The sequence below is a fragment of the Hymenobacter terrigena genome, assembly GCF_054776515.1.
Window position 1 is genome coordinate 95,323 of record NZ_BAAHBU010000003.1, and the last position, 26,082, is coordinate 121,404.

At 62.1% G+C, this 26,082-nt stretch carries 25 protein-coding genes; 16 read left to right on the forward strand and 9 right to left on the reverse strand.

Annotated elements, in window-relative coordinates:
* The first annotated feature begins 246 nt into the window (after positions 1 to 246).
* The 14 genes from ACYU7Q_RS13500 to ACYU7Q_RS13565 all read left to right on the forward strand — a co-directional run bounded on the left by ACYU7Q_RS13500 (position 247) and on the right by ACYU7Q_RS13565 (position 17,259).
* Positions 247 to 2,613: a TonB-dependent receptor gene (locus tag ACYU7Q_RS13500; protein ID WP_460609963.1), complete on the forward strand. Its 2,367-nt coding sequence runs from the start codon at positions 247 to 249 to the stop codon at positions 2,611 to 2,613.
* A gap of 12 nt (positions 2,614 to 2,625) precedes the next feature.
* Entirely contained in the window at positions 2,626 to 3,603 is a 978-nt protein-coding gene (locus ACYU7Q_RS13505) for a DUF4249 domain-containing protein (RefSeq protein WP_460609964.1), read from the forward strand.
* Between the two features lie 90 nt (positions 3,604 to 3,693).
* Positions 3,694 to 3,981, forward strand: a complete 288-nt coding sequence (locus ACYU7Q_RS13510) for a hypothetical protein (RefSeq protein ID WP_460609965.1) — start codon at positions 3,694 to 3,696, stop codon at positions 3,979 to 3,981.
* Positions 3,982 to 4,156: 175 nt separating this feature from the next.
* Positions 4,157 to 4,750, forward strand: a complete 594-nt coding sequence (locus tag ACYU7Q_RS13515; RefSeq protein WP_460609966.1) for a hypothetical protein — start codon at positions 4,157 to 4,159, stop codon at positions 4,748 to 4,750.
* Between the two features lie 22 nt (positions 4,751 to 4,772).
* A complete protein-coding gene (locus tag ACYU7Q_RS13520; protein ID WP_460609967.1) occupies positions 4,773 to 5,150 on the forward strand; it encodes a cupin domain-containing protein in 378 nt (125 codons plus the stop codon).
* 84 nt (positions 5,151 to 5,234) lie between these two features.
* Positions 5,235 to 6,587 (forward strand): sigma-54-dependent transcriptional regulator, encoded by a 1,353-nt coding sequence (locus tag ACYU7Q_RS13525; RefSeq protein WP_460609968.1) that lies wholly within the window; start codon positions 5,235 to 5,237, stop codon positions 6,585 to 6,587.
* A 159-nt stretch (positions 6,588 to 6,746) separates the two neighbouring features.
* On the forward strand, positions 6,747 to 7,877 hold the full coding sequence (locus tag ACYU7Q_RS13530; RefSeq protein WP_460609969.1) for a redoxin domain-containing protein: 1,131 nt from the start codon (positions 6,747 to 6,749) through the stop codon (positions 7,875 to 7,877).
* Between the two features lie 360 nt (positions 7,878 to 8,237).
* On the forward strand, positions 8,238 to 8,315 hold the full coding sequence (gene kdpF / locus ACYU7Q_RS13535; protein WP_460610562.1) for a K(+)-transporting ATPase subunit F: 78 nt from the start codon (positions 8,238 to 8,240) through the stop codon (positions 8,313 to 8,315).
* 55 nt (positions 8,316 to 8,370) lie between these two features.
* Positions 8,371 to 10,071: a potassium-transporting ATPase subunit KdpA gene (kdpA, locus tag ACYU7Q_RS13540; protein WP_460609970.1), complete on the forward strand. Its 1,701-nt coding sequence runs from the start codon at positions 8,371 to 8,373 to the stop codon at positions 10,069 to 10,071.
* Positions 10,072 to 10,199: 128 nt separating this feature from the next.
* Complete coding sequence (kdpB, locus tag ACYU7Q_RS13545) at positions 10,200 to 12,245, forward strand: potassium-transporting ATPase subunit KdpB (protein ID WP_460609971.1); 2,046 nt, start codon at positions 10,200 to 10,202, stop codon at positions 12,243 to 12,245.
* Positions 12,246 to 12,278: 33 nt separating this feature from the next.
* Positions 12,279 to 12,839: a potassium-transporting ATPase subunit C gene (gene kdpC / locus ACYU7Q_RS13550; protein WP_460609972.1), complete on the forward strand. Its 561-nt coding sequence runs from the start codon at positions 12,279 to 12,281 to the stop codon at positions 12,837 to 12,839.
* 100 nt (positions 12,840 to 12,939) lie between these two features.
* On the forward strand, positions 12,940 to 14,073 hold the full coding sequence (locus ACYU7Q_RS13555; protein ID WP_460609973.1) for a porin: 1,134 nt from the start codon (positions 12,940 to 12,942) through the stop codon (positions 14,071 to 14,073).
* A gap of 76 nt (positions 14,074 to 14,149) precedes the next feature.
* Entirely contained in the window at positions 14,150 to 15,316 is a 1,167-nt protein-coding gene (locus ACYU7Q_RS13560; protein ID WP_460609974.1) for a sensor protein KdpD, read from the forward strand.
* Positions 15,317 to 15,462: 146 nt separating this feature from the next.
* Positions 15,463 to 17,259, forward strand: a complete 1,797-nt coding sequence (locus ACYU7Q_RS13565) for a HAMP domain-containing sensor histidine kinase (protein ID WP_460609975.1) — start codon at positions 15,463 to 15,465, stop codon at positions 17,257 to 17,259.
* A 64-nt stretch (positions 17,260 to 17,323) separates the two neighbouring features.
* Here the strand turns inward: ACYU7Q_RS13565 and ACYU7Q_RS13570 are convergent, their stop codons facing one another.
* From ACYU7Q_RS13570 to ACYU7Q_RS13585, 4 genes are all read right to left on the reverse strand, one after another.
* Positions 17,324 to 17,701 (reverse strand): VOC family protein, encoded by a 378-nt coding sequence (locus tag ACYU7Q_RS13570; protein ID WP_460609976.1) that lies wholly within the window; start codon positions 17,699 to 17,701, stop codon positions 17,324 to 17,326.
* 7 nt (positions 17,702 to 17,708) lie between these two features.
* Positions 17,709 to 18,242 (reverse strand): dihydrofolate reductase family protein, encoded by a 534-nt coding sequence (locus ACYU7Q_RS13575; RefSeq protein ID WP_460609977.1) that lies wholly within the window; start codon positions 18,240 to 18,242, stop codon positions 17,709 to 17,711.
* Positions 18,243 to 18,264: 22 nt separating this feature from the next.
* Complete coding sequence (locus ACYU7Q_RS13580; RefSeq protein WP_460609978.1) at positions 18,265 to 18,690, reverse strand: VOC family protein; 426 nt, start codon at positions 18,688 to 18,690, stop codon at positions 18,265 to 18,267.
* An 80-nt stretch (positions 18,691 to 18,770) separates the two neighbouring features.
* On the reverse strand, positions 18,771 to 19,208 hold the full coding sequence (locus ACYU7Q_RS13585) for a DoxX family protein (protein WP_460609979.1): 438 nt from the start codon (positions 19,206 to 19,208) through the stop codon (positions 18,771 to 18,773).
* Positions 19,209 to 19,403: 195 nt separating this feature from the next.
* Here ACYU7Q_RS13585 and ACYU7Q_RS13590 point away from each other — a divergent pair, with 195 nt between their 5' ends.
* Positions 19,404 to 20,393 (forward strand): GlxA family transcriptional regulator, encoded by a 990-nt coding sequence (locus ACYU7Q_RS13590; RefSeq protein ID WP_460609980.1) that lies wholly within the window; start codon positions 19,404 to 19,406, stop codon positions 20,391 to 20,393.
* A gap of 101 nt (positions 20,394 to 20,494) precedes the next feature.
* Here ACYU7Q_RS13590 and ACYU7Q_RS13595 read toward each other — a convergent pair whose 3' ends face one another.
* The 5 genes from ACYU7Q_RS13595 to ACYU7Q_RS13615 form a co-directional block, all read right to left on the reverse strand.
* Entirely contained in the window at positions 20,495 to 20,944 is a 450-nt protein-coding gene (locus ACYU7Q_RS13595) for a hypothetical protein (RefSeq protein ID WP_460609981.1), read from the reverse strand.
* Positions 20,945 to 21,482: 538 nt separating this feature from the next.
* Positions 21,483 to 21,887 carry a response regulator gene (locus ACYU7Q_RS13600; RefSeq protein ID WP_460609982.1) on the reverse strand — a complete coding sequence of 135 codons (405 nt, stop codon included), beginning with the start codon at positions 21,885 to 21,887 and terminating at the stop codon, positions 21,483 to 21,485.
* Between the two features lie 33 nt (positions 21,888 to 21,920).
* Positions 21,921 to 24,509, reverse strand: coding sequence for a PAS domain-containing protein (locus ACYU7Q_RS13605; protein WP_460609983.1), 2,589 nt, complete (start codon positions 24,507 to 24,509; stop codon positions 21,921 to 21,923).
* 57 nt (positions 24,510 to 24,566) lie between these two features.
* Complete coding sequence (locus tag ACYU7Q_RS13610) at positions 24,567 to 24,929, reverse strand: glyoxalase superfamily protein (protein ID WP_460609984.1); 363 nt, start codon at positions 24,927 to 24,929, stop codon at positions 24,567 to 24,569.
* Positions 24,930 to 25,021: 92 nt separating this feature from the next.
* Complete coding sequence (locus tag ACYU7Q_RS13615; protein WP_460609985.1) at positions 25,022 to 25,669, reverse strand: zinc ribbon domain-containing protein; 648 nt, start codon at positions 25,667 to 25,669, stop codon at positions 25,022 to 25,024.
* A 277-nt stretch (positions 25,670 to 25,946) separates the two neighbouring features.
* Here ACYU7Q_RS13615 and ACYU7Q_RS13620 point away from each other — a divergent pair, with 277 nt between their 5' ends.
* Positions 25,947 to 26,081: a hypothetical protein gene (locus tag ACYU7Q_RS13620; RefSeq protein ID WP_460609986.1), complete on the forward strand. Its 135-nt coding sequence runs from the start codon at positions 25,947 to 25,949 to the stop codon at positions 26,079 to 26,081.
* Position 26,082 lies beyond the last annotated feature (1 nt).

Genomic DNA, 26,082 nt, shown 5'->3' on the forward strand with positions numbered 1-26,082 from the left:
GTCCTGCTGAGCGCCGCCGAAGCATCTCCACCGCTTGGGTAGAGATGCTTCGGCGGCGCTCAGCAGGACGGTCCTTTTTACATCCTTTAAAATTCAAAAAATCTGGGCCGCCCCAGGCAACCCTAGTGGCCAGTTTTTGCTCTTCACCCAACACTCACCTTCGCCAATAAAAATGCCCGAATGCCGTTTGGGCAGCACTTCGTTCGGCCCGCAGGGGCTGGTTTCTTTCCACCTTTTTACTGCGATATGAATCCACTTTTCCGCCTGGCTGCCGTGGGCAGCGTGGCGTTGTTGGGGTCCGCTACCGCCCACGCGCAACAAAATAACCGCTTCACCATCAGTGGATATGTGCGCGATGGCGCTACTGGTGAAAGCCTGCCCGGCGTGGCCGTGGTGCACCCCGCCAGCGGCCAGGGCACCACCACCAACACCTTCGGCTTCTACTCCCTCACGCTGGCCGCCAGCTCCGATTCGGTGCGGCTGCTGGTGTCGGCGCTGGGCTACGAGAAGCTGCGGCTGGCCCGCAAAGCCGAGCGCAGTTTTACCCATGATTTCCGCCTGAAACCGTCCTCGGCCGAGCTGGCGGGGGTGGAAGTGGTGGGCAGTAAGGAGGAGAAAATTGCCGAAAGCACGCGCATGGGTACCATCAACATCCCGGTGAACCAGATAAAGCTGCTGCCCGCGCTCTTCGGCGAAACCGACGTGCTGAAGGTGCTCCAGCTGCTGCCCGGCGTGCAGGCTGGCGGCGAGGGCAGCAGCGGCCTCTACGTGCGCGGCGGCTCGCCCGACCAGAACCTGCTGCTGCTCGACGGCACGCCCATCTACAACGCCTCGCACCTGTTCGGTTTCTTCTCGATATTCAACGCCGACGCCATCAAAAATGTGGAGCTGATTAAGGGCGGGTTTCCGGCGCGTTACGGCGGACGACTGTCGTCGGTGGTGGATATCACAATGAAGGAGGGCAACATGGAGAAGCTGCACGGCGAGGGCGCCATCGGCCTCATTGCCTCGCGCTTCACGCTGGAAGGGCCCATTAAGAAGGACACGGCCTCGTTCATTTTCTCGGCCCGCCGCACCTACATCGATATTCTGGCCCGGCCGCTCATCAAAGCCAACGCCGACGGATTGGTGGCCGGCTACTACTTCTACGACCTCAACGGCAAGCTGAACTGGAAACTGAGCCCGCGCGACCGCCTCTACCTAAGCGGCTACCTGGGCTACGACGAGTTTTACGCCAACGACGAGGGCAAGCGCGACAACGGCGACTACAACCGCCAGAACAGCGCCCTGGGCTGGGGCAACCGCATCGCGGCCCTGCGCTGGAACCACATCGTGAACGACCGGTTGTTCATGAACACCCACCTCACCTACACGCGCTACCAGTTCGACGTGGGGACGACGCAGGAGGACCGGTACACGGACAGCAACGGCCGGGTCAGCACCGATAAGTACGCGCTAAATTACCTGTCTAATATCCAGGACATCAGCGTGAAGTCGGATTTCGACTACGTGCCCAACCCCAACCATTATGTGCGCTTCGGCGGGCAGTACATCCGGCACCAGTTCCGGCCCGGCGCGCTGCAAACCGAGGGTAGCACCGACCCCGCCGAGAATAAGGCCACTGGCCGCAACATCGGGGCCAACGAGGCCAGCCTTTACGCCGAAGACGACGTGAAGCTGACCGACCGCCTGAAGGTGAACGTGGGCCTGCGCGTGAACAGCTTTCTGGTGGATAAGAAGTTGTATCCCAGCGTCGAGCCGCGCCTGTCGGCCCGCTTCCTGCTCACCGAGGACTGGGCCCTGAAAGCCGCTTACGCCCGCACCACGCAGTACGTGCACCTGCTCACCAACAGCGGTATCGGCCTGCCTACCGACCTGTGGGTGCCCGCCACGGCCAATATCCTGCCCCAGAAAGCCCAGCAGTTCAGTCTGGGCGCGGCCCGCAGCCTGCGCCTCCACGACGAGGACTTTGAGTTCAGCGTGGAAACCTACTACAAGCCCATGCAGAACCTGATTGAGTTCAGGGAAGGGGCTGATTTTATTGGTACTACCGACGACAATTACGAAAGCAAAATCACCAGCGGGCAGGGCTGGGCCTACGGGGCCGAGCTGTTTCTGCAAAAGAAAAGCGGCCGCACCACCGGCTGGATTGGCTATACCCTGGCCTGGAGCAACCGCCGCTTCCCGGAGCTGAACCAGGGCCAGCTCTACCCTTACAAGTACGACCGGCGGCACGATTTCAAGCTGGTCGTCATCCACGAATTCAGCCCCACGCTCACGCTGTCGGGCACGTTCGTGTACGGCAGCGGCAATGCCGTGACGCTCTCGCAGGGCCGCTATTCGCTGGGGCCGTATGGCTCGTCGATTGAGGACTACGGCACCCGCAACAGCTACCGCATGGCCGCCTACCACCGCCTCGACCTCGACCTGAGCCACACCAAAAAGAAGCGCTGGGGCGAAGTGGTGAACAGTTTCAGCGTGTACAACGCCTACAACCGGCACAATCCCTACTTCATTTACCTGGGGCGTGCAGCAGGCAGCGACCAGCTCAGCTACCGGCAGGTGTCGCTGTTTCCCATCCTGCCATCGTTCAGCAAAACGTTCCGGTTTTAATACTTTCTACCGATGAATAAGACCCTTTTCCGGACCTTGCTTCTCGCCACGGCTGCCTTGGCCGGCTGCGAAACCGCTACCGACCTGCCCGAGCCGCCGCACACGCCCCGCGTGGCCCTGATGCACATCCTCACTACCGCGCCGTTGGATTCTTCCTTCTACGAGCTGTTCCAACAGCGCCGGCTCTACGTCAGCAACAGCCAGCGCGTGTTTGATACCAATTATCTGACCGGCCGCCCCGATGCCACGGTGGAGCTGCGCGATGCCGCCGGCAGCGTGGTGGAGCGCTACCGCGCCAGCAACCGAACCCAGTACGGCAACTACCCCGGCTACTACCTGCCCGTGCTGGGATTCCGGCCGCAGCCCGGCCAGCAGTACACGCTGCGCGCCAGCCTGCCCGGCCTCGAAACGGCCGAAAGTACCCTCACCATGCCATCTGCGCCCGTGATTGAAAGCGGTAGCTATGCGCCCCGCACCGTGCCCGGCCCCAATGGCTCGGGCCAGTACAAGGGCCGCCTGAGCCTGACTATCCGCGACGACCCCAACGCCACTAACTATTACCTGGCCTTTGCCCGCCTGCTTGACCGGCAGGGGCAGCCCTTAAACGGAGGCAGCAGCGTGCAGGTGGATTACAACAGCCAGAACAGTGCCGTCAGCATTGGCCTGTTTCAGCTGTCCAGCACCAACCAGGGGTACAGCATTTATCCCTTTGCCGATACCAACGTGAACGGCCAGCGCATTGCCTTGGCTTCGGACGTGCAGTTTTACAACTACTGCTCCCAGCCCGGCTGCCCGCAGCCCGGCGTCATCGAAGTCACGGTAAGCAGCATCACCAAGGATGCTTACGACTTCTACCTCTCGCGCCGCCGCTACTACGATTCCAACAACAACCCTTTCGCTGAGCCCGCCCCGCTGGCCTCCAACGTGCGCCCCGGCTACGGCCTGTTCGGCGGCGCTACCGATGCTACCTACCGCATTCAACTTCCCTAGCCGAACCATTAAACCCTATGGCTGCGTTTACGTCTAAAAGCCATAAATTGTCCTTCCATCATTAATCAGCGCACCTCGGTGCGAATTCTTATGCGGACTAAATCAGTGTTTTTTTCCCTGGGACTGTTCCTGCTGTTGCTCGGCAGCCAGGCGGTCAGCGCCCAGGTTTCGGTAAGCATCGGGGGGTATTATGGCCCGCCACGCGCTTATTACGGCCCTCGCTACTACCCGCCCCAGCCGGCCGTGGTTTATGCCCCGCCGCCTCCTGTGATTATTGCTCCCGCGCCATATTACTATGCGCCGCGTCCCGTGTACTACGCTCCCCGGCTGTACGGCTACCGGGGCCGCGGCTGGGGCCATGGTGGCCGTCGCTGGTAAGCGCCGCTTCAGTTAGAAATTTAATTGCTAAAAAGCCCGACTGCGGAAACGCGGCCGGGCTTTTTTCTGCCCCCATGGGGCGAGGTCTGCTTTTGAATAGCTACGCCGGATGCCGCAAGCTGGGTTAAGAAAATTGCTTAATCTTACGGTCCCAACTGCTGTCATCCCGTTTTCCATGAAATCCTCGATTCTGACCCTGAGCGCGGCCCTGCTGCTGGCCGGCTGCAACCAAACGGCTCCCGTCACCTCCGCGCCCACCGCCGATACTGCGCCTGTCACCCCCATTGCGGTCGACTCGGCCAACGCGGCCACCAGTACGGCTCCCGATGCGGCGGCTACGGCCCCCGCGCCTGCTGTCGCGCCCACGCTCAAGGATGCTGAAACCATGAAGGTGGCGTTCAGCTTCAAGCCCATCGACAACCCCGACGACCCCAAGCACCCGCGGGTGCTGGCCCACCTGCTGGTGCAGGGCAGCCAGCCGCTCGACATCGACCTGGGCAAATTTCCTAACCAGCCCGACATAGTGACCGGTGATAAAGCCAAGGCTGCCAACTTCCCCAAAGGCATGCTGATGGGCTTCCGTAGCTACGACGCCGCCTCCGGCATTAGCCAGGACCTGGCCGTGCTGCACCCCGACGCCCGCCACCTGCGCGTGGTGCAGCGCCGTGTGGACGAAACCAACCCTGAAGCCGCCAAATTCGAAACCTCGCGCGAAGTGCCGCTGCCCCCCAATACGCTGGTCGTAGCCGCGCCGGTATCGAAAAAATAGCTGAAAATGCGTAGGTTAGGGCATGGAAACTTCCTCTCTCCTCGGCCCGATGAAGGGCGCCACGCACCGCGAAGTCGGCGGCGTGCTCGTTGATGTAGTGCCCACCGGCAACGCCCGCGTCAAGCGCATTGTGTACCCGGTGGGCTTTCGCTGGTCCAAAAACCTAAAGGACATCGTGGGCACAACGTTGTGCATGCACGCGCACGTGGGGTTTTTGGCCAGCGGCCAGATTAACATCCAGTACGCCGACGGCGCGATGGAGAAATTTGTGGCCCCGCAGGCCGTCGCCATCGCGCCCGGCCACGACGGCTGGGTGGTGGGCAACGAGCCCGCCATTCTGATTGAATTCGACTTCGAAGGCGAAACCGTGGAGCGCATGGGCTTGGCCAGTCGGCACTAGCGGTCCAGTGTAGCGGGCAGGTGCAACGAGCAGCCGACGTAGCTTTGATGGGCATTTTGCGCCCCTGCTTTTACTGTTCTGCCCATGCCTACCGGCACCATTCTGCTCATCGACGACGAAGCCATGCTGCGCCAGGCCGTGGCCCGCACCTTGGAGCTGGAGGGCTACACGGTGCGTCAGGCCCCCGATGCCATGCGCGGACTCGAAGCCCTGCGCGAGCACGCCGACGAAATTCTGGTGGTGCTGAGCGACGTGAAGCTGCCCGACGGCCGCGGCCTCGACCTGTTGCCCCGCTACAAAGCCCTCGCGCCCCTGGCCGAAGTGGTGCTGATGACGGCCTACGGCACCATCCCGGATGGCGTGCGGGCCATGAAGGAAGGCGCGTTCGACTACCTTACCAAAGGCGATTCCGACGACCAGCTCATCGTGGTAGTAGACCGCGCCGCCGAAAAAGCCCGCCTGCAGCGCCGCGTGGCCGATTTGGAAAAAAAGGTCGGTGCCCAATACAGCTTCGAGTCGATGATTGGGCACGCCCCCGCGCTGGAACAGGCCAAAAAGCTGGCCCAGCGCGCCGCCCCGACCGACAGCACCGTGCTGCTGGAAGGTCCCACCGGCGCGGGCAAAGAGCTGTTTGCCCAGGCCATTCACCAGGCCAGCCCGCGCCGCAGCAAGCCCTTTGTGGCCGTGAACTGCTCGGCTTTCCCGAAGGATTTGCTGGAATCGGAGCTGTTTGGGTACAAGAAAGGAGCCTTTACGGGGGCGCTGGCCGATAAAAAGGGCCTGCTGGAGGAAGCCAGCGGCGGCACCATTTTTCTGGATGAGATAGGGGAGCTGGAGCTGAACGTGCAGGCCAAATTCCTGCGGGTGCTGGAAACGCGGCAGTTCACCAAGCTCGGCGATACCCGGCCCACCAACGTGGATGTGCGCATTGTGGCTGCCACCAACCGCAACCTGCGCCACGAGGCCGAGGCCGGCAATTTCCGGCCCGACCTGTACTACCGCCTGGCCGTGTTCACGGTGCCCGTGCCAGGCCTCAACGAGCGGCGCGACGACGTGCCCGAGCTGGCCAATCATTTCCTGCAATTCTTCGCCGCCAAGCTGCGCCGCCGCCTGCGCAGCCTCGGCCCCGACGTGCTGGCCCAACTGCGCGCCCACGACTGGCGCGGCAACGTGCGCGAACTGAAGAATGTATTAGAACGCGCCGCCATCCTCGCCGACGGCGATACGCTGACCGTGGACGACCTGCCGCCCGAATTTCACTTCATCCTGCCCGCTCCGGACCTCGACGAGGCCACCGACCGCACCCTGCGCACCCAGGAAAAACGCCAGATTCGGCAGGTGCTGCTCGACGCCGGCGGCAACAAGATGGAAGCTGCCCGCCAGCTCGGCATCGGCACCAAAACGCTCTACCGCAAGATTCAGGAGTACGGACTGTAAGAGGCTCGGCCAGCGGGTGATTTTAGGTTGCCCGCATTTTATACGCTCACTGGTATATGTGCCGAAGCGCATTGAGCGTTAGCGGATAAGTGCGCTCGGGCTGGCTATATTCGGCCGGCTTACTGCCTGAGATTCCTTCCACATTTACCCATCAATTTTATGAGAAAGCACCTACTTGCCGTGCTGCTGGTCCTGCCGTGCCTGGCCCAGGCCCAAACGCCATTTCCATTTACCATCAAAGGGAAGCTTGGCAACCTGAACGCGCCGGCCAAAATATACCTGGTGCGTGGCATGCAGATAGCCGATTCGGCCACCCTGAAAAACGGCATGTTTGAACTCAAAGGCACCGCCGATACACCCGCCACCGCCGACCTAGTGTTTCGACGCAAAGGCCGGCTGGCTACTCTGTTTGGGCCGATGGGCGACCGCGCCCGCGTCTTTCTGGAGCCCGGCACGCTGGCCATCAACAGTCCCGACTCCCTGGCGCACGCCACCTTCAAGGGCGGCCCGGCCATGGCCGACTACCTGCGGCTGACTGCGGCCGTGCAGCTGACGATGGATAAAATGAAGGCCTTTAGCGCCGAAGCCCAAAAGCTCACGGACGCGCAGCGCAAAGACCAGGCGTTTAACGAGCGGATGCAGGCCAGGTTCGAGGGCTATAACAAGGAAATGGCGCAGGGCTACTACGCTTTCATCAAAGCCAATCCCAATTCCTGGGCCAGCCTGGATGCGCTGACGAGTATGCAGATGATAGAACTGCCCCAGTACGCTACCGTGGCTCCGCTTTACGAAGCCTTCAGTCCGGCCCTGAAAAGCAGCCCGCAGGGCCTGCGGTACGGTGAGATGGTGCGGGGCCTGAAGGAAACGGCCATCGGCCAGCCCGCCCCGACCTTCAGCCAGAAAACCCCCGACGGCAAAACGGTGAGCCTGGCCGACTACCGGGGCAAGTACGTACTGGTCGATTTCTGGGCCAGTTGGTGCGGCCCTTGCCGCGCCGAAAACCCGGCCGTGACGAAGGTGTACAACGAGTACAAGGGCCGCAACTTCGACATCTTGGGCATCTCGCTCGATAAGGAAGACGGCCGCGAAAAGTGGTTGAAAGCCATTCAGGACGACCAACTGGCCTGGACACAGGTGTCGGACTTGCAAGGCTGGCAAAATGCGGCTGCCCAGCGCTACCACGTGCGCGCCATTCCGCAGAATTTTTTGGTCGACCCCAACGGCAAAATCATAGCCGCCAACCTGCGCGGCGCCGAACTGAAAACCACGTTGTCGAAGTACCTCAAGTAAGCCGTTTTTGCTAGCCTGTAGTGCTGGCGCCCTCCTTTTGAAACCGGGTTATTCTGACCACCGCACCTGGTCAGAATGACTCGGTTTTCTGCGTTTAGGCTGGTTGAGGTTTGGGGGTGATGCAAAATTATCAGCTGAATATCAGGTTGATAAATGGTGTTTGGCTCCTGCTTGCCCAATGTGGATTCCAATTGGCAAGGGGCTCGGGCAACTCTGTCAAAATCCCCGCTTATGAATCCGCTGCTGCTGATTGTCCTGCTCTCCGCCCTTGGCCTGTCCGCCTTCTGGCTCTTCTATCGCTCGGTCGATTTTTTCGACCGCATTTGATTTCTCACCCCTCGCTTTGCTGCTCTCGCCATGATGCTCGCTCTGCTTTTGCTCTCCCTGGCCACGTTCGGCTACCTCTGCTACGTGCTGCTGAAACCGGAGAAATTCTGATGTAGGGGCGGAGACAAGCCCCCACCCGTCGTCGCACCGCTACAATCCAATACCCATGAACAAAGAACTTCTCGGCATCCTGCTCATTTTCGGCAGCACGGTGCTGCTGGCCGTGCCGCTGGGCCGCTACCTGGCCACCGTGTATCGGGGCGAGAAAAGCTGGACCGATTTCCTGGCCCCGTTTGAGCGGCTGCTCTTTCGCATCGGCGGCATCGATGCCAACCGGGGCATGACCTGGCAGCAGCACTTGGTGGCCCTGCTCAGCATCAACCTGGTATGGTTTGGCTGGGCCATGTTCGTGCTCTGCACTCAGGGCGCGCTGCCGCTGAATCCCGACCACAACCCCTCCATGACGCCCGACCAGGCCTTTAACACGGCCATTTCCTTTCTGGTGAACTGCAATTTGCAGCACTATTCGGGCGAGTCGGGCGTGACGTATTTCTCGCAAGTATTCTGCCTGATGTTCCTGCAATTCGTGACGGCCGCCACTGGTATGGCCGCCTGCGTGGTCGTCTTCAATGCCCTCAAAGAAGGCACTGCGGAGAAGCTCGGCAACTTCTATAACTACTTCGTGAAGAGCATCACGCGGGTGCTGCTGCCGCTGTCGCTGGCCGTGGCGCTGGTGCTGGTGTTTCAGGGTACGCCCATGAACTGGGCAGCCAAATCCCCCGTCATCACCGTGCAGGGCGACTCCGTGAACGTGAGCCGTGGCCCGGCCGCCGCCCTGATTGGCATCAAGCAAATCGGGACCAACGGCGGCGGCTTCTTCGGCGCCAACTCGGCCCACCCGCTCGAAAACCCTACCTACCTCACCAATGCCGTCGAGAATGGGGCCATTATCCTCATTCCCATTGCCATGGCGCTGGCCTTCGGTTTCTACCTGGGCCGCCCCCGGCTGGGCTGGATGGTGTTTGGCGTGATGACGGCCGGCTACCTGCTGCTGCAAGTGCCCACCATAGCCCTCGAAATGCACGGCAACCCCGCCATCGCCCGCCTGGGCATCGACCAAAGCCTGGGCTCGCTCGAAGGCAAGGAAATCCGCCTCGGCGCGCCGGCCTCGGCGCTTTGGGCCATCACGACCACCGTCACCAGCAACGGCTCCGTCAATGCCATGCACGACTCGCTCACGCCGCTTTCGGGCATGAACACACTGCTGGGCATGATGACCAACGCCTTCTACGGCGGGGTAGGAGTGGGCTTCCTCAACTTCTTCGTCTTCATTATCGTGGCCGTCTTTATCTCGGGCCTGATGGTGGGCCGAACCCCGGAATTCCTGGGCAAGAAGATTGAGGCGCGGGAGATGAAAATTGCCATCCTCATTGCCCTGCTGCACCCGCTGCTTATACTGGCGGGCACCGCGCTGGCGGCCCACGGCTACGCCGCCCACCCCACCGAATATGCCTCCTGGCTGGCTAACCCCGGCTACCACGGCTTCAGCGAAATGCTCTACGAATTCACCTCCTCAGCCGCCAACAACGGTTCCGGCTTCGAGGGCCTGGGCGATAACACGCCGTGGTGGAACATCTCAACTGGTATCGTGATGATACTGGCCCGCTACCTGCCCATCATCGGCCCGGTGGCCATCGCCGGCCTGCTGGCTCGCAAGAAGTTCATCCCCGAAAGCGCCGGCACCCTGCGCGTAGATACCGCCACCTTCGGCGTGATGGTCTTCTTCGTGATTTGGATTATCGCGGCGCTGGCCTTTTTCCCCGCGCTGGCGCTGGGGCCACTCGCCGAGCATTTTAACCTGTATTAACCCAATTGCCAGTCATCCTGAGCGTAGCGAAGGACCTTATCACTGTTGCGCTTATCAGCATTACTAACCCTTACGGTGCGGACGTGATAAGGTCCTTCGCTGCGCTCCGAATGACAGCTAAAACCCACATGGCAACTCCATCCCAATCCCTCTTTCAACCCGCGCTGGTCCGCGAAGCCGTCGGCCAGGCCTTCGTGAAGCTCAACCCGCGCACCATGTTCCGCAACCCGGTGATGTTTACCGTGGAAATCGGCACGGTGGTGATGTTCTTCGTCACCATTGGCCTGCTGATTAAGCCCGATGCAGCGCAGGGCAGCTTCGGCTACAATTTTACGGTGTTTGTGGTGCTGTTTTTTACCCTGCTCTTTGCCAACTTCGCCGAAGCCATTGCCGAGGCGCGTGGCAAGGCCCAGGCCGATTCGCTCCGCAAAACCCGCCAGGACACGCCCGCTAACGTGCGCCTCGAAAACGGACAGATGACGGCCGTGTCGTCGGCTCAATTGCAAAAGGGACAGGTTTTCGTGGTCGAAGCCGGCGAGATTATTCCCACCGATGGCGAGATTATCGAAGGGTTGGCTACGATTGACGAGTCGGCTATTACCGGTGAGTCCGCGCCCGTGATTCGGGAGGCGGGCGGCGATAAATCCAGCGTCACGGGCGGCACAAAGGTGCTGAGTGACCGCATTGTGGTGCAGGTGACCACGGCCCCCGGCGAGTCGTTTCTCGACAAGATGATTGCGCTGGTAGAAGGTGCCTCGCGGCAGAAAACACCCAACGAAATTGCCCTCACCATCCTGCTGGCCGGGTTTACGCTGGTATTCGTGATTGTGTGCGTGACGCTGCAGCCCTTCGCCGAATACTCGAAAACGCCCATTGCGGTGGCCTCGTTTATCGCCTTGTTTGTGTGCCTGATTCCGACCACCATTGGCGGGCTGCTTTCGGCCATTGGCATTGCCGGCATGGACCGCGCCCTGCGGGCCAACGTCATCACCAAAAGCGGCAAGGCCGTGGAAACGGCCGGCGACATCGATGTGCTGCTGCTGGATAAGACCGGTACCATCACCATCGGCAACCGCAAGGCCACGCACTTCTGGCCCGCGCCGGGCGTGGCCATGCAGGCCTTCATCGAGCAAGCTACCGTGAGCTCCCTCACCGACGAAACCCCCGAAGGCAAGAGCATCGTGGAACTGGCCCGCGGCAACAAAGTGGACCCCGCGCAACTGCGCGGCCGGTTGGATGGGGCCGACCTCATCAAGTTCACGGCCGAAACCCGCTCCTCCGGCGTCACGCTGGCGGGCGGCACCCGCCTCCGCAAGGGCGCGGCCGATGCCATCCGCCGGCTGGCCGAAGCCGCCGGCCACGCCTACCACGACGACGTGGCCGACCGTGTGCAGGCAGTGGCCAGCAACGGCGGCACCCCGCTCGTGGTGAGCGAAAACGACCGGGTGCTCGGCGTGGTAGAATTGCAGGACATCATCAAGCCCGGCATTCAGGAGCGGTTCGCGCGGCTGCGGGCCATGGGCATCAAGACGGTGATGGTGACCGGCGACAACCCGCTCACCGCCAAATTCATTGCTGAAAAAGCCGGCGTCGACGACTTCATCGCCGAGGCCAAACCCGAGGACAAAATGCAGTACATCCGCGCCGAGCAGCAGCTGGGCAAACTGGTGGCCATGATGGGCGATGGCACTAACGACGCCCCCGCCCTGGCCCAGGCCGACGTGGGCGTGGCCATGAACTCCGGCACCCAGGCCGCCAAGGAAGCCGGCAACATGGTGGACCTCGACAACGACCCAACCAAGCTCATCGAAGTGGTCGAAATCGGCAAGCAGCTGCTGATGACGCGGGGCACGCTCACCACGTTTTCGATTGCCAATGACGTGGCCAAGTACTTCGCCATCGTGCCCGCGCTGTTCATGGTAGCCATCCCGGCCCTGGGCGCGCTGAATGTGATGGGGCTGAAATCGCCGCAGTCGGCCATTTTGAGCGCTGTGATTTTCAATGCCCTCATTATCCCGGCGCTGGTGCCGCTGGCGCTGAAAGGCGTGGCGTATAAGCCGGTGGGCGCATCTGCTTTGCTGCGCCGCAACCTGCTAATTTATGGCCTGGGCGGAGTAGTGGTGCCCTTCATTGGGATAAAAATTATTGACTTGCTGGTGGGTGTTTTCCTGTAGTCGGAAGTAGAACCCCCGATTAATTCTTCTGAAATGAAATCCCAACTCCTTCCCGCCCTCCGCCTCACCCTCACCCTGATGGTTGTGTGTTGCGTGCTGTACCCGGCCCTCGTGTGGGCCGTGGCCCAGGCCGCGCCCGGCCACGGTGCCGGTGTTCAAATCAGCCGCAACGGCCGCGTGGTGGGCTTCGCCAACGTGGGCCAGAAGTTCGACAAGCCCGAGTATTTCAACTCGCGCCCCTCGGCCGCCGACTACCACGCCGATGCCAGCAGCGGCTCCAATAAAGGCCCCAGCAACCCCGAATACCTGGCCGTGGTGAAGGCCCGCCTCGACACCTTCCTACTGCAAAATCCTGGCGTGCGGGCCGCCGACGTGCCCGCTGAACTCATTACCGCCAGCGGCTCAGGCCTCGACCCGCACCTCTCGCCGCAGGGCGCGCTGGTGCAGGTGGCCCGGGTGGCCCGCGCTCGCCAGCTGCCGGCCGGCCGCGTGCGCGCCCTGGTGCAACAGCAAATCGAGCATGGCTTCCTCGGCCCCGACCACATCAACGTTTTAAGGCTGAATTTAGCGCTGGATGCGCTGGCTGGACTGTAATTGTCGTGCCTGAAAAAAGATTCAAGCGCCGCGCCGCAGCTTTTTGGCGCAAGCTGATTTCCTCATTCCTTTGGCCGCTCCTTGCACCGGCCTGCTTTCCATGAAACATCTTTTGCTGCCTGTCTTCCTTGGCCTTGGCACGAGCGCCGCCCTTGCCCAAACGTCCCCTGCCACCGCCCCGGCCCTGGCCGTGCCGCCGCCCGCCGCGCCGGTAGCTGCGGCCGCCCCCGGTCCGCTCACCACCTACGGCTTCGTGGATGCTTATTATGGCTACGATTTTGACCACGCCAACGGGAACAACCGCCAGGCCTTCCTCTACTCGCACGGCCGCCAAAACGAGTTCACCATCAACCAGGGGCTGGTAGGTATGCGCTATGACGACGGCAAGGTGCGCGGGGCCGTGGGCCTGCACGCCGGCACCTACGTAGCGGCCAACTACGCCGCCGAGGACCCCGTGCTCCGGCACGTATACGAGGCCTACGCCGGATTCCGGCCCTTTGCCAAGGCGTGGCTTGATATGGGGATTTTTGGCTCGCACATTGGGTTTGAGTCAGCCATTTCGAAGGATAACTGGACGCTGACGCGCTCCGTGATGGCCGAAAACTCGCCGTATTACGAGTCCGGGGCGCGGTTTACCTACGAAGTGGGCCCGAAGCTGACCCTGACCGGGCTGGTGCTGAATGGCTGGCAGAACATTCGCGAAACCAACCAAGCCAAAGCCCTCGGCACCCAAATCCAGTGGAAGCCGTCGAACAAAATGCTCATCAACAGCAGCACCTTCTACGGCAACGAGCAGCCCACGGACTCGCTTATTCGCCGGCGGTATTTCCACGATTTCTATATCACCTACGCGGCTTCGGAGCGCACCAATCTGGCCTTGGTTTTTGATGTAGGCAAGCAGCAAAGCGCCACGAAACACAAGTACGACACCTGGCACACGGCGGCGGCCTTCATCAAGTATAAGCTGGCTGATAAATGGTCGACCACGCTGCGCGGCGAATATTATTATGCCGAACGCGGCGTGATTATCCGCAGCATCATGCCCACCGCGCTGGATAGCGATTTTCGCGTGGCCGGCGGTTCGCTCAACCTCGATTATCTGCCCACCGGCAATGTGGCTTTCCGGGTCGAAGGCCGGTATCTGAACGGGAGGAAAGGCGTTTTTGCGCGCGGCGACAATGCCGATAACCGCAGCTACGGCAATGTGACGACTAGCATCGCGCTGTCGTTTTGAGAATGACTGAACGACAAAAGACCGTCATGGAGAGCGCCGCGAAGCCCGACGGATAATTAAAACATTCCACCAAACCATGAACCCCGCCGCCGACCCCCGCGACCAATCTGCCGAGCGGTTCCTGCGCCTGGTGCAGGCGCGGCGGCGCGGCACGCTCAAGGTGTACCTGGGCCTGGCCGCTGGCGTGGGCAAAACCTACCGGATGCTCCAGGAAGCGCACGACCTGCACCAGCACGGCGTGGATGTGCTGCTGGGCTACGTGGAAACGCACGGCCGCGCTGGCACCGTGGCCGAGCTGAAAAATGTGCCGCTGCTGCCCCGCAAGCAGGTTTTTTACAAAGGCCACGCGGTGGAGGAAATGGACCTGGAGGGCATCCTGCAGCGCCGGCCGCAGGTGGTGATTATAGATGAGCTGGCCCATAGCAACGTGCCCGGCTCGCGCCACCCGAAGCGCTGGCAGGACGTGGAATACCTCGTAGCCCAAGGCATTTCGGTGATAACGGCCGTGAACGTGCAGCACCTCGAAAGCCTGCACGACCAGGTGCTGAAAATAACGGGCACCGATGTGACCGAGCGCATTCCCGACCAACTCCTGAAGCTGGCCGATGAGGTAGTGAACGTGGACCTGACCGTGGGCGAGCTGCGCACCCGCCTGGAGGAAGGCAAAATCTACGACCCGGCTAAGGTGCCCACCGCGCTGGTTAACTTTTTCCAGGCTGAAAACCTGCTGCAGCTGCGGCGGCTGGCCGTGCGCGAAGTAGCCCAGCTGCTGGGCCGACAGGTGGAATCCGAGGCCGGCGGTGCGCCCGCTGTGGCCCCGCAGCGCCGCAACGATGACCGCCTGCTGGCCTGCATCAACTCCAACGATGCGGCGGCTAAGGAAATCATCCGCAAGACCTCGCGGCTGGCCGACCGGTTTGCGGCCGCCGCCTGGTACGTGCTCTACGTGCAGACGGGCCGCGAATCGGCCGACCGCATCGGACTGGCTACCCAGCGCCACCTAATCAATAACTTACAGCTGGCCACCGAACTGGGCGCACAAATTTTGCGGGTGAAGGACGACGACATCGTTGCGGCCATCCGGCAGGTGGCGCAGGAAAAAAACGCCACGCTGCTGGTCTGCGGCATCACCCGCGAAAAAGGCCTGTGGGGGCGGCTGGGCCAGCGCAGTGTAACGTCGGATTTGCTGCGGGCCGTGGCTGATTCGGAACAGGACATGGACGTGTATCTGGTGACATATTGACCATGAAATATCATCCAATAAGAACGCCGTACCGGGCGCAGTCGAAGCAGCTCTACCATACAATTATTTCAATCGAGCCAACGAAGCAGGAGAGATACTTCGACAGGCTCCGCATGACCGTCTAATTGCCTGACCGTCTTCAATCCATGGACCTCAAAACCAAAATCAACCTCGGCTTTCTGGCTATGCTGCTGCTGGTGCTCAGCATCGGGGGCTACGCGTATTATTCGCTGCGGCAGCTCGACCGCAGCTCGCGGGATGTGCTCAAAGCCAACCTGTATTCGGTGAATGTGGGCCTGCAAATGCTGAAAAGCCTCGACCAGCTGGCCCGCCAGCCGCTGGCCGATACGGCCGGCACTGCCCGCTTTGAGGCCTTTCTGAGTGCCGAGGCCCGCAACGTGACCGAGCCCGGCGAGCAGCAGGTTGTCGACGACCTACGCGACCTGACCGCCCAGCTGAAGCAGCACCAGCAACAGGCGCAGCGCGCGGCCGCTACCGGCCGGCCCGTCCCGTTGGGCATCACGGCCGAACCCTACACGCTTGGCGGCTACACCTACCAAATGATGGCGCTAAACACCGACGCCCTGAACCGCAAAACCGAAGTCGCCAACCAGCGCGCCGACCAGGCCAACCGCAACCTGCTCATCTTTATTACCCTGGCCGGGCTGCTGGCCCTGGCCTTGGCCAGCAGCGTGCCCGAAGCCGCCGTGCAGCCCCTGCGCAAGCTCACGGCCGCCCTCAACCACGCCACCGAGCGCGACTTTGCGGCCAGCATCCCGCAGGAAAGCCACGACGAATTCGGCCAGGTGGCCCGGGCTTTCAACCGCATGCTAAGCCAGCTGCGTGAATACCGCACCTCCACCGAGGCCGGGCTGATAACCGAGCGCAACCGCGCCGCCAGCATCGTGAACACCCTGGACGAAGGCCTGCTCTTGCTCGATGAGAACCGCCACATTCTGCTGGCCAACCCCGTGCTGTGCGAACTGTTGGGGATGCCCGTCGAGAAACTGGTGGGGCGCCCCGCCGCCACCGTGCGCCTCGAAAACGACCTGTTTCAGGCCATGCTGCGGCCTCTGGACGCGCCCAACCGCGAAGCCGCCGTGGCCGAAGCGCCGCTGCTGCACATTGCCCAGCGCGGCGAGGAGGCGTTTTACCGTCTGGCGGTGCAGGATTTGGTGTCGTTTAATGAAGCCACCGAAAAAACGGAATTCGTGGGCCACATTCTCACCCTGCGCAACGTGTCCGATTTCAAGAAGCTCGACCAGGTGAAGTCGAACTTCCTCGCTACTGTATCGCACGAACTGAAAACGCCGCTGTCTAGCATCAACCTCAACACCAAATTGCTCCAGGATGAGCGCCTGCCCGCCCACGAGCGCCAGCGCGTGACCGGCTACATCCGGCAGGAAACCCAGCGCCTGCAGCGTATGGTGGCTGAGCTACTCGATGTGTCGCGCCTCGACGCCGGGGCCGGCATCCAGCTCGACGTGCGCCCCACCAGCCTGGCCGATGTCATCGGCTTTGCCACCGCCACCGTGCAGCCCCAACTCGCCGACAAGCAGCTGCGCCTGGAAATTCAGCTGCCCGCCAACCTGCCCGCCGCCCGCGCCGACGTGGAAAAAACCACCTGGGTGCTCATTAACCTGCTGGCCAATGCCATCCGCTACTCGCCGGTGGGCGCGCCCCTCACGGTGCGGGCCGCCCTGGCCGGGGCCTTCGTGCAGGTGAGCGTGCAGGACCACGGCCCTGGCATCGCGCCCGAGCACCACGAGAAAATCTTCCAACGCTTCGCCCAACTGCCCGACAAAACCGGCTACCGCGGCGGCTCCGGCCTGGGCCTGAGCATTGCGCGCGAGTTCATCACCACGCAGGGTGGCCGGCTGTGGGTGGAGAGCGAGTTGGGCAGCGGCAGCACGTTCAGCTTCACGCTGCCGGTGGTGACGTAGCGCAGCCTTTTCGTCCGCGAGTGTTCAGGGCTGTTCACTTGCGGACGAAAAGGCTGCGCTATGCCTACTTCCGGCCCGGAATCTCCTGCAAGGTCCAGGTATTGCCGTCGGGGTCTTTGAAGGCGGAGTATTTAATCCCGCCCAAATCCTGAATCGCACCCATCGGCACGCCCCGGCCGGCCAGCTCGGCCCGCGCCTCGGCAATATTGGCCACCACCAGGTGCAGGCCGCGCAACGAGCCGGCCGGCATGGCCAGGCCCGCCAGCCCCTCGGCCAGCACAATGGAACAGCCCGAGCCGGGCGGCGTGAGCTGCACCACGCGCACCGTGGGGCTGGGCCGCACGTCGTGGTCGAGGTGGAAGCCGACTTGCTCCACATAAAAGGCTTTGGCGCGGTCGATGTCGACCACCGGCACAGGGATGAGCTCCAGTTTAAAATCCATAAAAAAATCAGGCGTTGGCCGGTTGGTAGGTGAGCACCAGCACGTCGGTGCGGGTGGTGTGCGAAGATTTTAGCTTGAAATCGGTGGGCGCACTCGCAAAAAGGCGCTTGCCGCTGCCCAGCACCACCGGAAAAATCATGAGGCGGTATTCGTCAATCAGGCCGTGTTGGCGCAGGTATTCCACCAGTTGGCCGCTGCCGAAAATGAGCAGGTTCTGGCCGGGCTCCTGTTTCAGGCGGGCCACTTCGGCAGCCACCTCGCCTTCGATGATGCTGGCGTTCCACTCGGCCTGTTGCAGGGTGCGCGAGGCCACGTATTTGGGCATGCTGTTCATGCGGTCGGCGCCGGGGGCGTCGGGCATGTTGGGCCAGGCCCCGGCAAACGCCTCGTAGGTGACGCGGCCCAGCAGCAGGGCATCGCTGGAGGTCATCAGCTCGCCCTGAAATTCGCCCAGCTCGTCGTTGAAATAGGGCGCGGTCCAGGCCGGATTTTCCATTACGCCATCCAGGGAGAGGTATTCGGCGGCAATTACTTTGCTCATAAAATTTCGGGGACTGGAGCCGTTACGCGCCGGCGGATTGGTTAAAGTTGAACAGCCACTCCGTGCCGAACCGGTCGATGAGCGTCCCAAACTTACCGCCCCAGAACATATCGGCCAGCGGGTCGATGACGGTGCCGCCCTCGCCCAGCTTGGCAAACAGGGTGTTGATTTCCTCGTCGCTGCGGCAGTCCAGGCACATGGCGATGTTATTGCCGGGGTCGAACGGGCGGCGGGTATCCAGGGCGTCGCACGCCATGAGTACAAACGAGTCGGTGGTGAGGGTGCCGTGCATAATCTGGTCCTGGGCTTCGGCGGGCATCTGTTCGCACATCGCCGTATCGCCGACGCGCATCAGCTTGAGCTCGCCGCCAATGCAGCTTTGATAGAAGGAGAGGGCTTCGCGGCAGGTGCCGCCGGGAAATGCGAGGTGGGGACTGAGGAGGGCCATGGGATTGGGGCGTTAGAGGTTAGAGGGTTGGTGGCTGATTGTGAGGGTATTGATAGAAAGAAAAGAGAACGGGCATACTGCTACACGGTGGCCGCTGCCGGAGTCGCAAATGCGGCTTCCGTGTCATCGGTGGCGGCCGTTTGGGCGCGGCTGATGAGGTAGCGCTTCCAGAGGAAGTAGATGCCGAAGAGCACGGCCGTCATCACCAGCGCGGGCAGCGTGGCCACGAAACCCATGCCGGCAAGCGCCACCGACGCGGCGGCTCCAATGAAATCGATGGCGAAGCCGGCAAAAGCCCATTCCTTCAGCGTGCGGTACTTGTTCTGGAGCAGCGCCAGCGCGCCCAGGATTTTGGCTGCGCCCGTGATGGTCATGACGTATAGCGGGTAGCCGAGCTGCCGCATGGCCTCCTGGCCGTTTTTCTCCAGCATCAGGCCCGCTACGCCGTCGGCCAGCATCATGAGGCTGAAAAGGATAATGAGCGTCCAATAGAGGCGGGCGGTGGTGCGGGGTTTCATGGCGAAGCGGGTTGAATGAGTGAAAGTTGAACCGGAAGTGGTGAGGAGCCCAGGTCGGTAGGCTCAAGCGTTTGCTAAAAATTTTATTGCCTAACTGGTTTAGCAAAGGTATTAGCAAAAATGGCTGGTGCAAGGGGGCGATTCTGCCCAATTGGGGGGCTGAATGCGGCAGGAAATCCCTTACATTTGACCTCTATGAAGCACGTTTCTATTCTGGTGCCAGCCGGCGATGCGGTGGTGGGCAGCATCGAAGGGCCGCACAAGGTGCTGAGCCAGGTGAATGAGTTGCTGGCGGGCGCGGGCCAGCCACCGGCCTTCCAAATCGAGCTAGTGGGCCTCACGAAGCACAAAACCTTCAATCGGGGCCTGTTCACGCTGCACACCCACCGCACCATCGACGAGGATTTCCGCACCGACCTCATCATCATTCCCGCCCCGCACGGCGACCTGACCGAGGCCGTGGCCCTGAACCAGGGCCTCATTGCCTGGATTGCCGACCAGCACACGCACGGGGCCGAGGTAGCCAGCCTGTGCCTGGGCGCGTTTCTGCTGGCCGCCACCGGCCTCATGGACGGCCGCCAATGCGCCACGCACTGGCTGGGCGCGCCGCAGTTCGCGGCCATGTACCCCGCCGTGCACCTCGTGGCCGAGCAGGTAATCACCGATGAGCAGGGCCTCTACAGCAGCGGCGGGGCCTATTCCTACCTGAACCTAGTGCTGTATCTGGTAGAGAAATACGTGAGCCGCGACATGGCCGTGTGCTGCGCCAAGGTATTTCAGATTGACATTGGCCGGCGCAGCCAGTCGCCATTTGTCATCTTCCGGGGCCAGAAGGACCACGACGACGAGCCCATCAAAAAAGCCCAGGACTTCATCGAACAGCATTTTGCCGAGAAGCTTTCGGTGGATGCGCTGGCCGCCCAAAGCTGCCTGAGCCGCCGCAATTTCGAGCGCCGTTTCAAAAAAGCCACCAGCAATACCGTGGCCGAATACGTGCAGCGCGTAAAAATCGAAGCCGCCAAAATGAGCCTCGAATCCTCGCGCGAGAACGTGAACGAGGTGATGTATTCGGTGGGCTACTCCGACACCAAGGCGTTTCGGACGCTGTTTAAGCGCCTTACGGGCGTGTCGCCGTTGGCTTATCGGGAGCGGTACAGCCGCAAAAGCCTGCCGCTGGCGGCGTAGGCCGTGGTGGGGATACCACACGACTCGGCCCCTGATAGCTAGCGCTGTCAGGGGCCGAAACATTGCAGGACACCCCGTTTCGGGGCCCTGTGCCGGGGAAACTAGCGGACCACCGAGGCCACGGCTTCCGGCGATTTGGCGGGCGTTAGCTCGCGCACCGAAATGGTGGTTTTGGCCTTGGCCTGCACATCTACGCCGTAGCGATACCGCTCGCGGCCCACGCGCAGCAGCACGGCATACTGGCCGGCGGGCATCCCATTGAAGTTAAGCTTGCTGCCGTAGGAAGTGAGGTGATTTACTTCGTTCACGAGGCAGACGCTGTGGTCCAGCGAAACGACCTGCATCTGCAAGCGTTGCTGCGCGGGGTTTTCTACGGTGAGCCACAGGGCCTGGTCATCGGCCTGTTTGGTTTTCACGGACGGAGCACTCTGGGCCAGAGCCGTGCCGGCGCTGCCTACGATGGCCAACCCGCCCAGCAGCAGGGCCCGCAGGTACGGAGCAGTACGGGTTTGAGTGGTGGCAACGGGGCGGGAGGTGAGGGAGGTTTTCATGGGTTTTTACAGAAAAAAGGTGAGATGGAAAAAAGCGTGACGTTCTCTGCGGCCATAGTACTGGGTGAGGAACAGTACAAATGTATGGTAGGTACTTTGTAACGCAAGGTACTGTTTCAATTATTGTACCTGTTGCGTTGCATTTATCCGTTTACTTATTGATAATCAGCGATAAAAATTTTATCAGAAAATCATCTTCTGATTCAAACCCTGCCCTCAAGTGGGCTGGGCCAGTGGGTAGCTGTCGCTGGAAGGCCGCTCGACTGCTTTGGGCGAGAGCGGAAGCTGCCTCAAAGGGAGAGCAGCTTTGGGACATACCGAACGCGGAGGGTTGCAATAAGGGAGCATGACGGCCGGCAGGAAATTCGGAGCTTTCAGATGTGGATACCGCTGCTGCCGGCGAACGTTACAGCCTGGGAAATTTTTTTTTGTACCCACAGCGGGACACACGCAAAAGGGCCGGCAAGTTGCCGGCCCTTTTGCGTGGTCAGTGGCGTTATTGGGGGCGCTAGCCTGCGGTGCAGCCAGGTGCGGGCCGCTACTGGAAATGCTGCTGGAGCACGGCATCCAGCTTCTCGGCGGTGAGCGGCTTGGTGATGCGGCCGGCGGCGGGTAGCTCATCGAGGCGGGTAAGGTCGCGCGAGTCCATGGAAGTGGTGAGGACCACCACGATGGTGGCGCGCCGCTGGGCCAGGGGTAGCTGCTGATAGGCCTGCAAAAATTCGATGCCGTTCATAACGGGCATCTGGATATCGAGCAGGACGAGGGCGGGGTAGCTAGGCAGGGGCGTGGTGCTGGCTTGCTGAAACAGCGCCAGGGCTTCCTGCCCGTTTTGAGCCACCAGAATGTGTTCCGTCACGGCCAGACGCTTGAGCATCCGTTCGTTAAGGAAATTATTGGTCGGGTCGTCATCGACCAACAGCACACTGCTCAACTTCGGCATAAGTATCCCCTACGCAGGGCGGGCTGGTTAGGTTCAGGCGCGGTCGGGCAGCACCACCGTAAACGTGGAACCGGTACCCGGCGCGCTCTGCACCTCAATGCTGCCGCCCGCGTTTTCGGTGATGCGCTTGACCATGTACAGCCCCACGCCGGTGCCCTCGACGTGGGTGTGCAGGCGGCGGAACATCACAAACAGCTTGGACTGCTCGGTTTCGCTGAGGCCCAAGCCGTTGTCGTGCACTTCCAGCCGCACCTGGCCGGGTGGGCAGGTGGCACGCAGCAGCACCTGCGGGGCGCGCCCGGGCACTTGGTACTTGATGGCATTGCTGAGCAGGTTGTAGAGGATGCTGCGCAGGTTTTTAGGGGAGAAGCGCACGGTGGGGCAGTTGGCCAGGTCCAGCGTGAGGCGGCCGCCGGCGGCGGTCAGGGCAGGAGCCAAGTCGAGGCGCACGGCTTCGACAAGGGCAGCCAGGTCCACGGCTTCGGCGGGCTCGGCGTGGGCTTGCTGGAGCTTGCTCACGTCGGTGAGGTGGTCCAGGGTACGCTGGAAGCGAAGTACGGCACCGTGCATGAACTCCAGCAGCTGGGTCACGTCGGGGGTGTTGCGCACGGCGGCGGGCAGCTGCTCGCCGAGGGCCAGCAGCAGGCCTTCGATGTTGGCAATGGGGGCTTTGAGGTCGTGCGAGGCGGTGTAAACGAACGTATCGAGGTCCACGTTGGTGTGGCTGAGGCGGTCGTTGGTGTCGCGCAGCTCCTCGTTGGCCACCAGCATTTCTTCGTTGATGGCGGCCAACTCCTCATTCAGCTCCTGCACCTGCTGGCGGGCTTGCACCTGCTCGGTTACGTCGGTGACGAGGGCGTAGAAACCCTGCACTTCGCCTTGGTGCACGTCGGGGATGTAGTCGGTGTGAATGTTCCGCACGAAGTCTTCGCGGTAGGGCATTCGGGCTTCAAACTCCAGGCGCTCGCCGCCCAGGGCCCGGGCCATGTAGCCTTGCACGGCGGCATAAGCGGCTTCGCCCACCACCTGCCGCACCGGCCGCCCGACCATGCTGGCTGGGTCGAGGCCAAACCAGCTCTCGTAGGCCTTGTTCAGGAACTGGTAGCGCTCGTCGCGGTCGATGTAGGAGATGAGCACGGGCAGGGCATCGGTGAGCAGGCGCAGGCGCTGGGCCGTGGCTTCGGTGGCCTGGCGGGCCTGCACCTGCGGCGTGACCTCGAAGGCGAACACCAGCACACCGTCAACCTGGCCCTGCTCATCGAAGCGGGCTTGCTGGATGTAGTTGAAGTACCGGTCTTCCAGCACGCCGTCTTCGGGGCGGGCAATGGGGATAAGCAGGCCAAGCGCCTCGTGCGTGATGCCCGTTTCGAACACCCGGCGAAAGCTCTGGTACACGGCGTGGTCGGCTATTTCGGGCAGGGCTTCTGCAATGGGGCGGCCCTGCAGTGGTCGGGCCGGAAACAGTGCTTGATAGGCTGGGTTCACCAGCTCAAACACCAGCTCGGGACCGGCCAGAATGCAGATGGCCGCCGGCGCCCGCATGAACAGGCGTTCGAGGCGGGCTTGCTGGCGCTCGGCCTCGGCCCGGGCCTGCCGGCTTTCCTGGGTGCGGGTGGCCACGCGGCTTTCCAGCTCCTGGTTGAGGGCGTGGAGCTTCTGCTCCGAGTGAGCCAGGGCGGTATTGGCGGTCAGGAACTCGTCGTTGCTGGTGCGCAGCTCCTCGTTGATGGCGGCCAGCTCCTCGTTCAGGCTTTGCACTTCCAGGCGGGCCAGCACCTGCGGCGTCACGTCGTAGGCAAACACAAAAATGCCGTTGATGACCCCGTGAGGGTCGTGCCGGGCCTGGTAAATGAAGTTGTAGTAGCGCTTTTCCAGCTCGCGGCGGCCTGCGTTGTCGTGGTCGAGCTGCACCAGCATTTCCGAGGCCCGGAAGGTTTCGCCGGTCTGGTACACGTGGTCGAGCAGGCCAAAAATGGGCTGGCCCACCAGCTCGGGCATGGCCTCGGCAATGGGCTTGCCCACGATGGGCCGGTCGCCGACCAGCGCCTGATAGGGCGGGTTCACGAACTGAAAGACGTGCTGCGGCCCGTCGAACACGCAAATCATGGCCGGGGCGTCGTGCAGCAGCAGCTCCAAGTGCTGGCGTTGCAGCTCGGCTTCGGTGCGGGCCTCCAGCTCGCGGGCCTGGCTGGCGCGCAGCTCCTGCACCATATCGGTGCGGGCCTGGTCGTTGGTGTCGGTGAAATTCACCACCAGCACCTCGCCCTGGCGCTGGGCCACCAGCAGGTAGTAGCCGTCGAGGCCGTCGTGCTGGTAGTTGTTCTGGCGGCGCTCCACCCGGCCGCTCAAAAACGCGTCGCGGTAGAAGGCAAACACGCCGGCCGCCTCCGCCGTGGGGTACAACGTGAGGAAGGGTTCGGCGGGCTGCTGGGGCAGCTGCAGCATCTGCTGAGCAGCCGGGTTGAGGTATACCACCGCCATGTCGACAATAGTCGCCCCCGGCGCGTCGTAGATTGGCCGCATCAACATAATGCCGGTCTGCGACGTGTTGAGCACCACCTGCAACAGGTCCTGCGAATAGGGAAGGTCGGCCGGGAGGGCCGGGGCGGCAGAGTCGGGCATGGAAAGGCAGCTAGCGCAATAGGCCCCGAAGTTACTAGCGCTGCGCCCGCCGGACCCCTACCGGCGCTCTACAAACGTGAGGCGGTTGTGGAACGGGTCGATAACCGTCATTTCCAGCGCCGTGGGGTCGTAGAAGGGGATGTCCAGGCTCGGCTTGTTGTGCAGGTAGTTTCGGGCCAGCAGTTGGGTGTGGTAGGCCGTGAGGTGCGCAAAGTCATCAATAAACACCCGCGCGCCCGGGGCGCAGTCGCCGTGGTGTTCGGAAAGGTGCAGCGTCACATCTTCCCGCGTGATTTGCAGGTAGCCCGGGCTGCCCTCCGGCCGGTGTTCCCAGTCGATGCGGAAGCCCAGCCAATCAAGGTAAAACTCGATGGCTTTGGCGTAATCGAAAATGCGAAGAATGGGCTTGACGGTGGCCATGGGATGGGGGAATGGGGAACAGGGGAGTGGGAAAACCCGTCATGCTGAGCGCAGTCGAAGCATGACGGGCTTTTTTATCGATAGTCAGTCCATTACCCCGCCTTTGTGCCGCAGTTGGGGCAGAATTTCTGCTCAGGCTTCAGGGCCTCGCCGCAGCCGGTGCAGTGGCGGGGCTGGGTTTGGGCAGCGGTGGCGGTGCCGCAGCTGGGGCAAAACTTCTGGCCGGGCGCAAGCTTGGCCTGGCAGTTGGGGCACTGCAACAGGGCATCGCGGTTCAGGAAATCGAGGTTTTTGGTGTAGTCCTGGGCGCGGGTCTGGGTGCGGATTTGCTCGCGGGTGGCCTGGGCCTGCTGGGCGCGCAATTCTTCCTGCTCATCGGGGGCGCAGTCTTCGCAGAGGCCGGCGCTGTGGTTCCAGCAGGCATCGGGGCACACCCAGTGCCCGCAGCGGGTGCACTGCTTAAACTGCTGCTTGCCCTCGGCCACGGCGGCTTCCAGGGCGGTGTCGTGCGCCTTGCCGCCCACGGCCTGCTGAATCTGGTAAGCCGCATTCTCGACCCCGCCCAACCCGCCAAACAGGCTGCTGGCCGCATTGAGCAGGCTCCCGGCAATGCCCAGTGTGTTGGGCTGAAACCGCGACAGGTAGCCGTTGCGGCACTTGTCGCAATGAAACTTGAACTGGAAGCCCTTGTCGGTGGACAGGTCGTCGTAGTTGGCAACGAATTGTATCAGGGAGCTCATGGCGTGGCGGGGAGAGGTGATGGGTAAAAGTAGCGTCAAATACCAAGATGACGATGCTGCAAGGCTGCTGTACCGTGCCGGTACCGGGCGGCGGGGACCGTGGGGCCAGTTCCTTTTGAGGCAAACCGGCCAGCCCGGCCTTTCTCATGACTACAAACGAGCTTCCGGTTCCAGCCCAGGGCATCCGCCTACCCGGCCTCGACCACCTGCGCGCCCTTGCCATTGGCCAAGTGCTGTTGTTTCACTACCGCATTTTTTCGCACCCGAGTGGGGCGCCATGGCCGGGCAGTTTGGCTGGACCGGCGTCGATTTATTTTTCGTTCTGAGCAGCTACCTCATTGCAGCGCAGCTGTTTCAGGAGCTGGCGCGGCGGCACGCTCTGGTTTCGCCGGTTCTGGTAGGGGCGGAGTAGT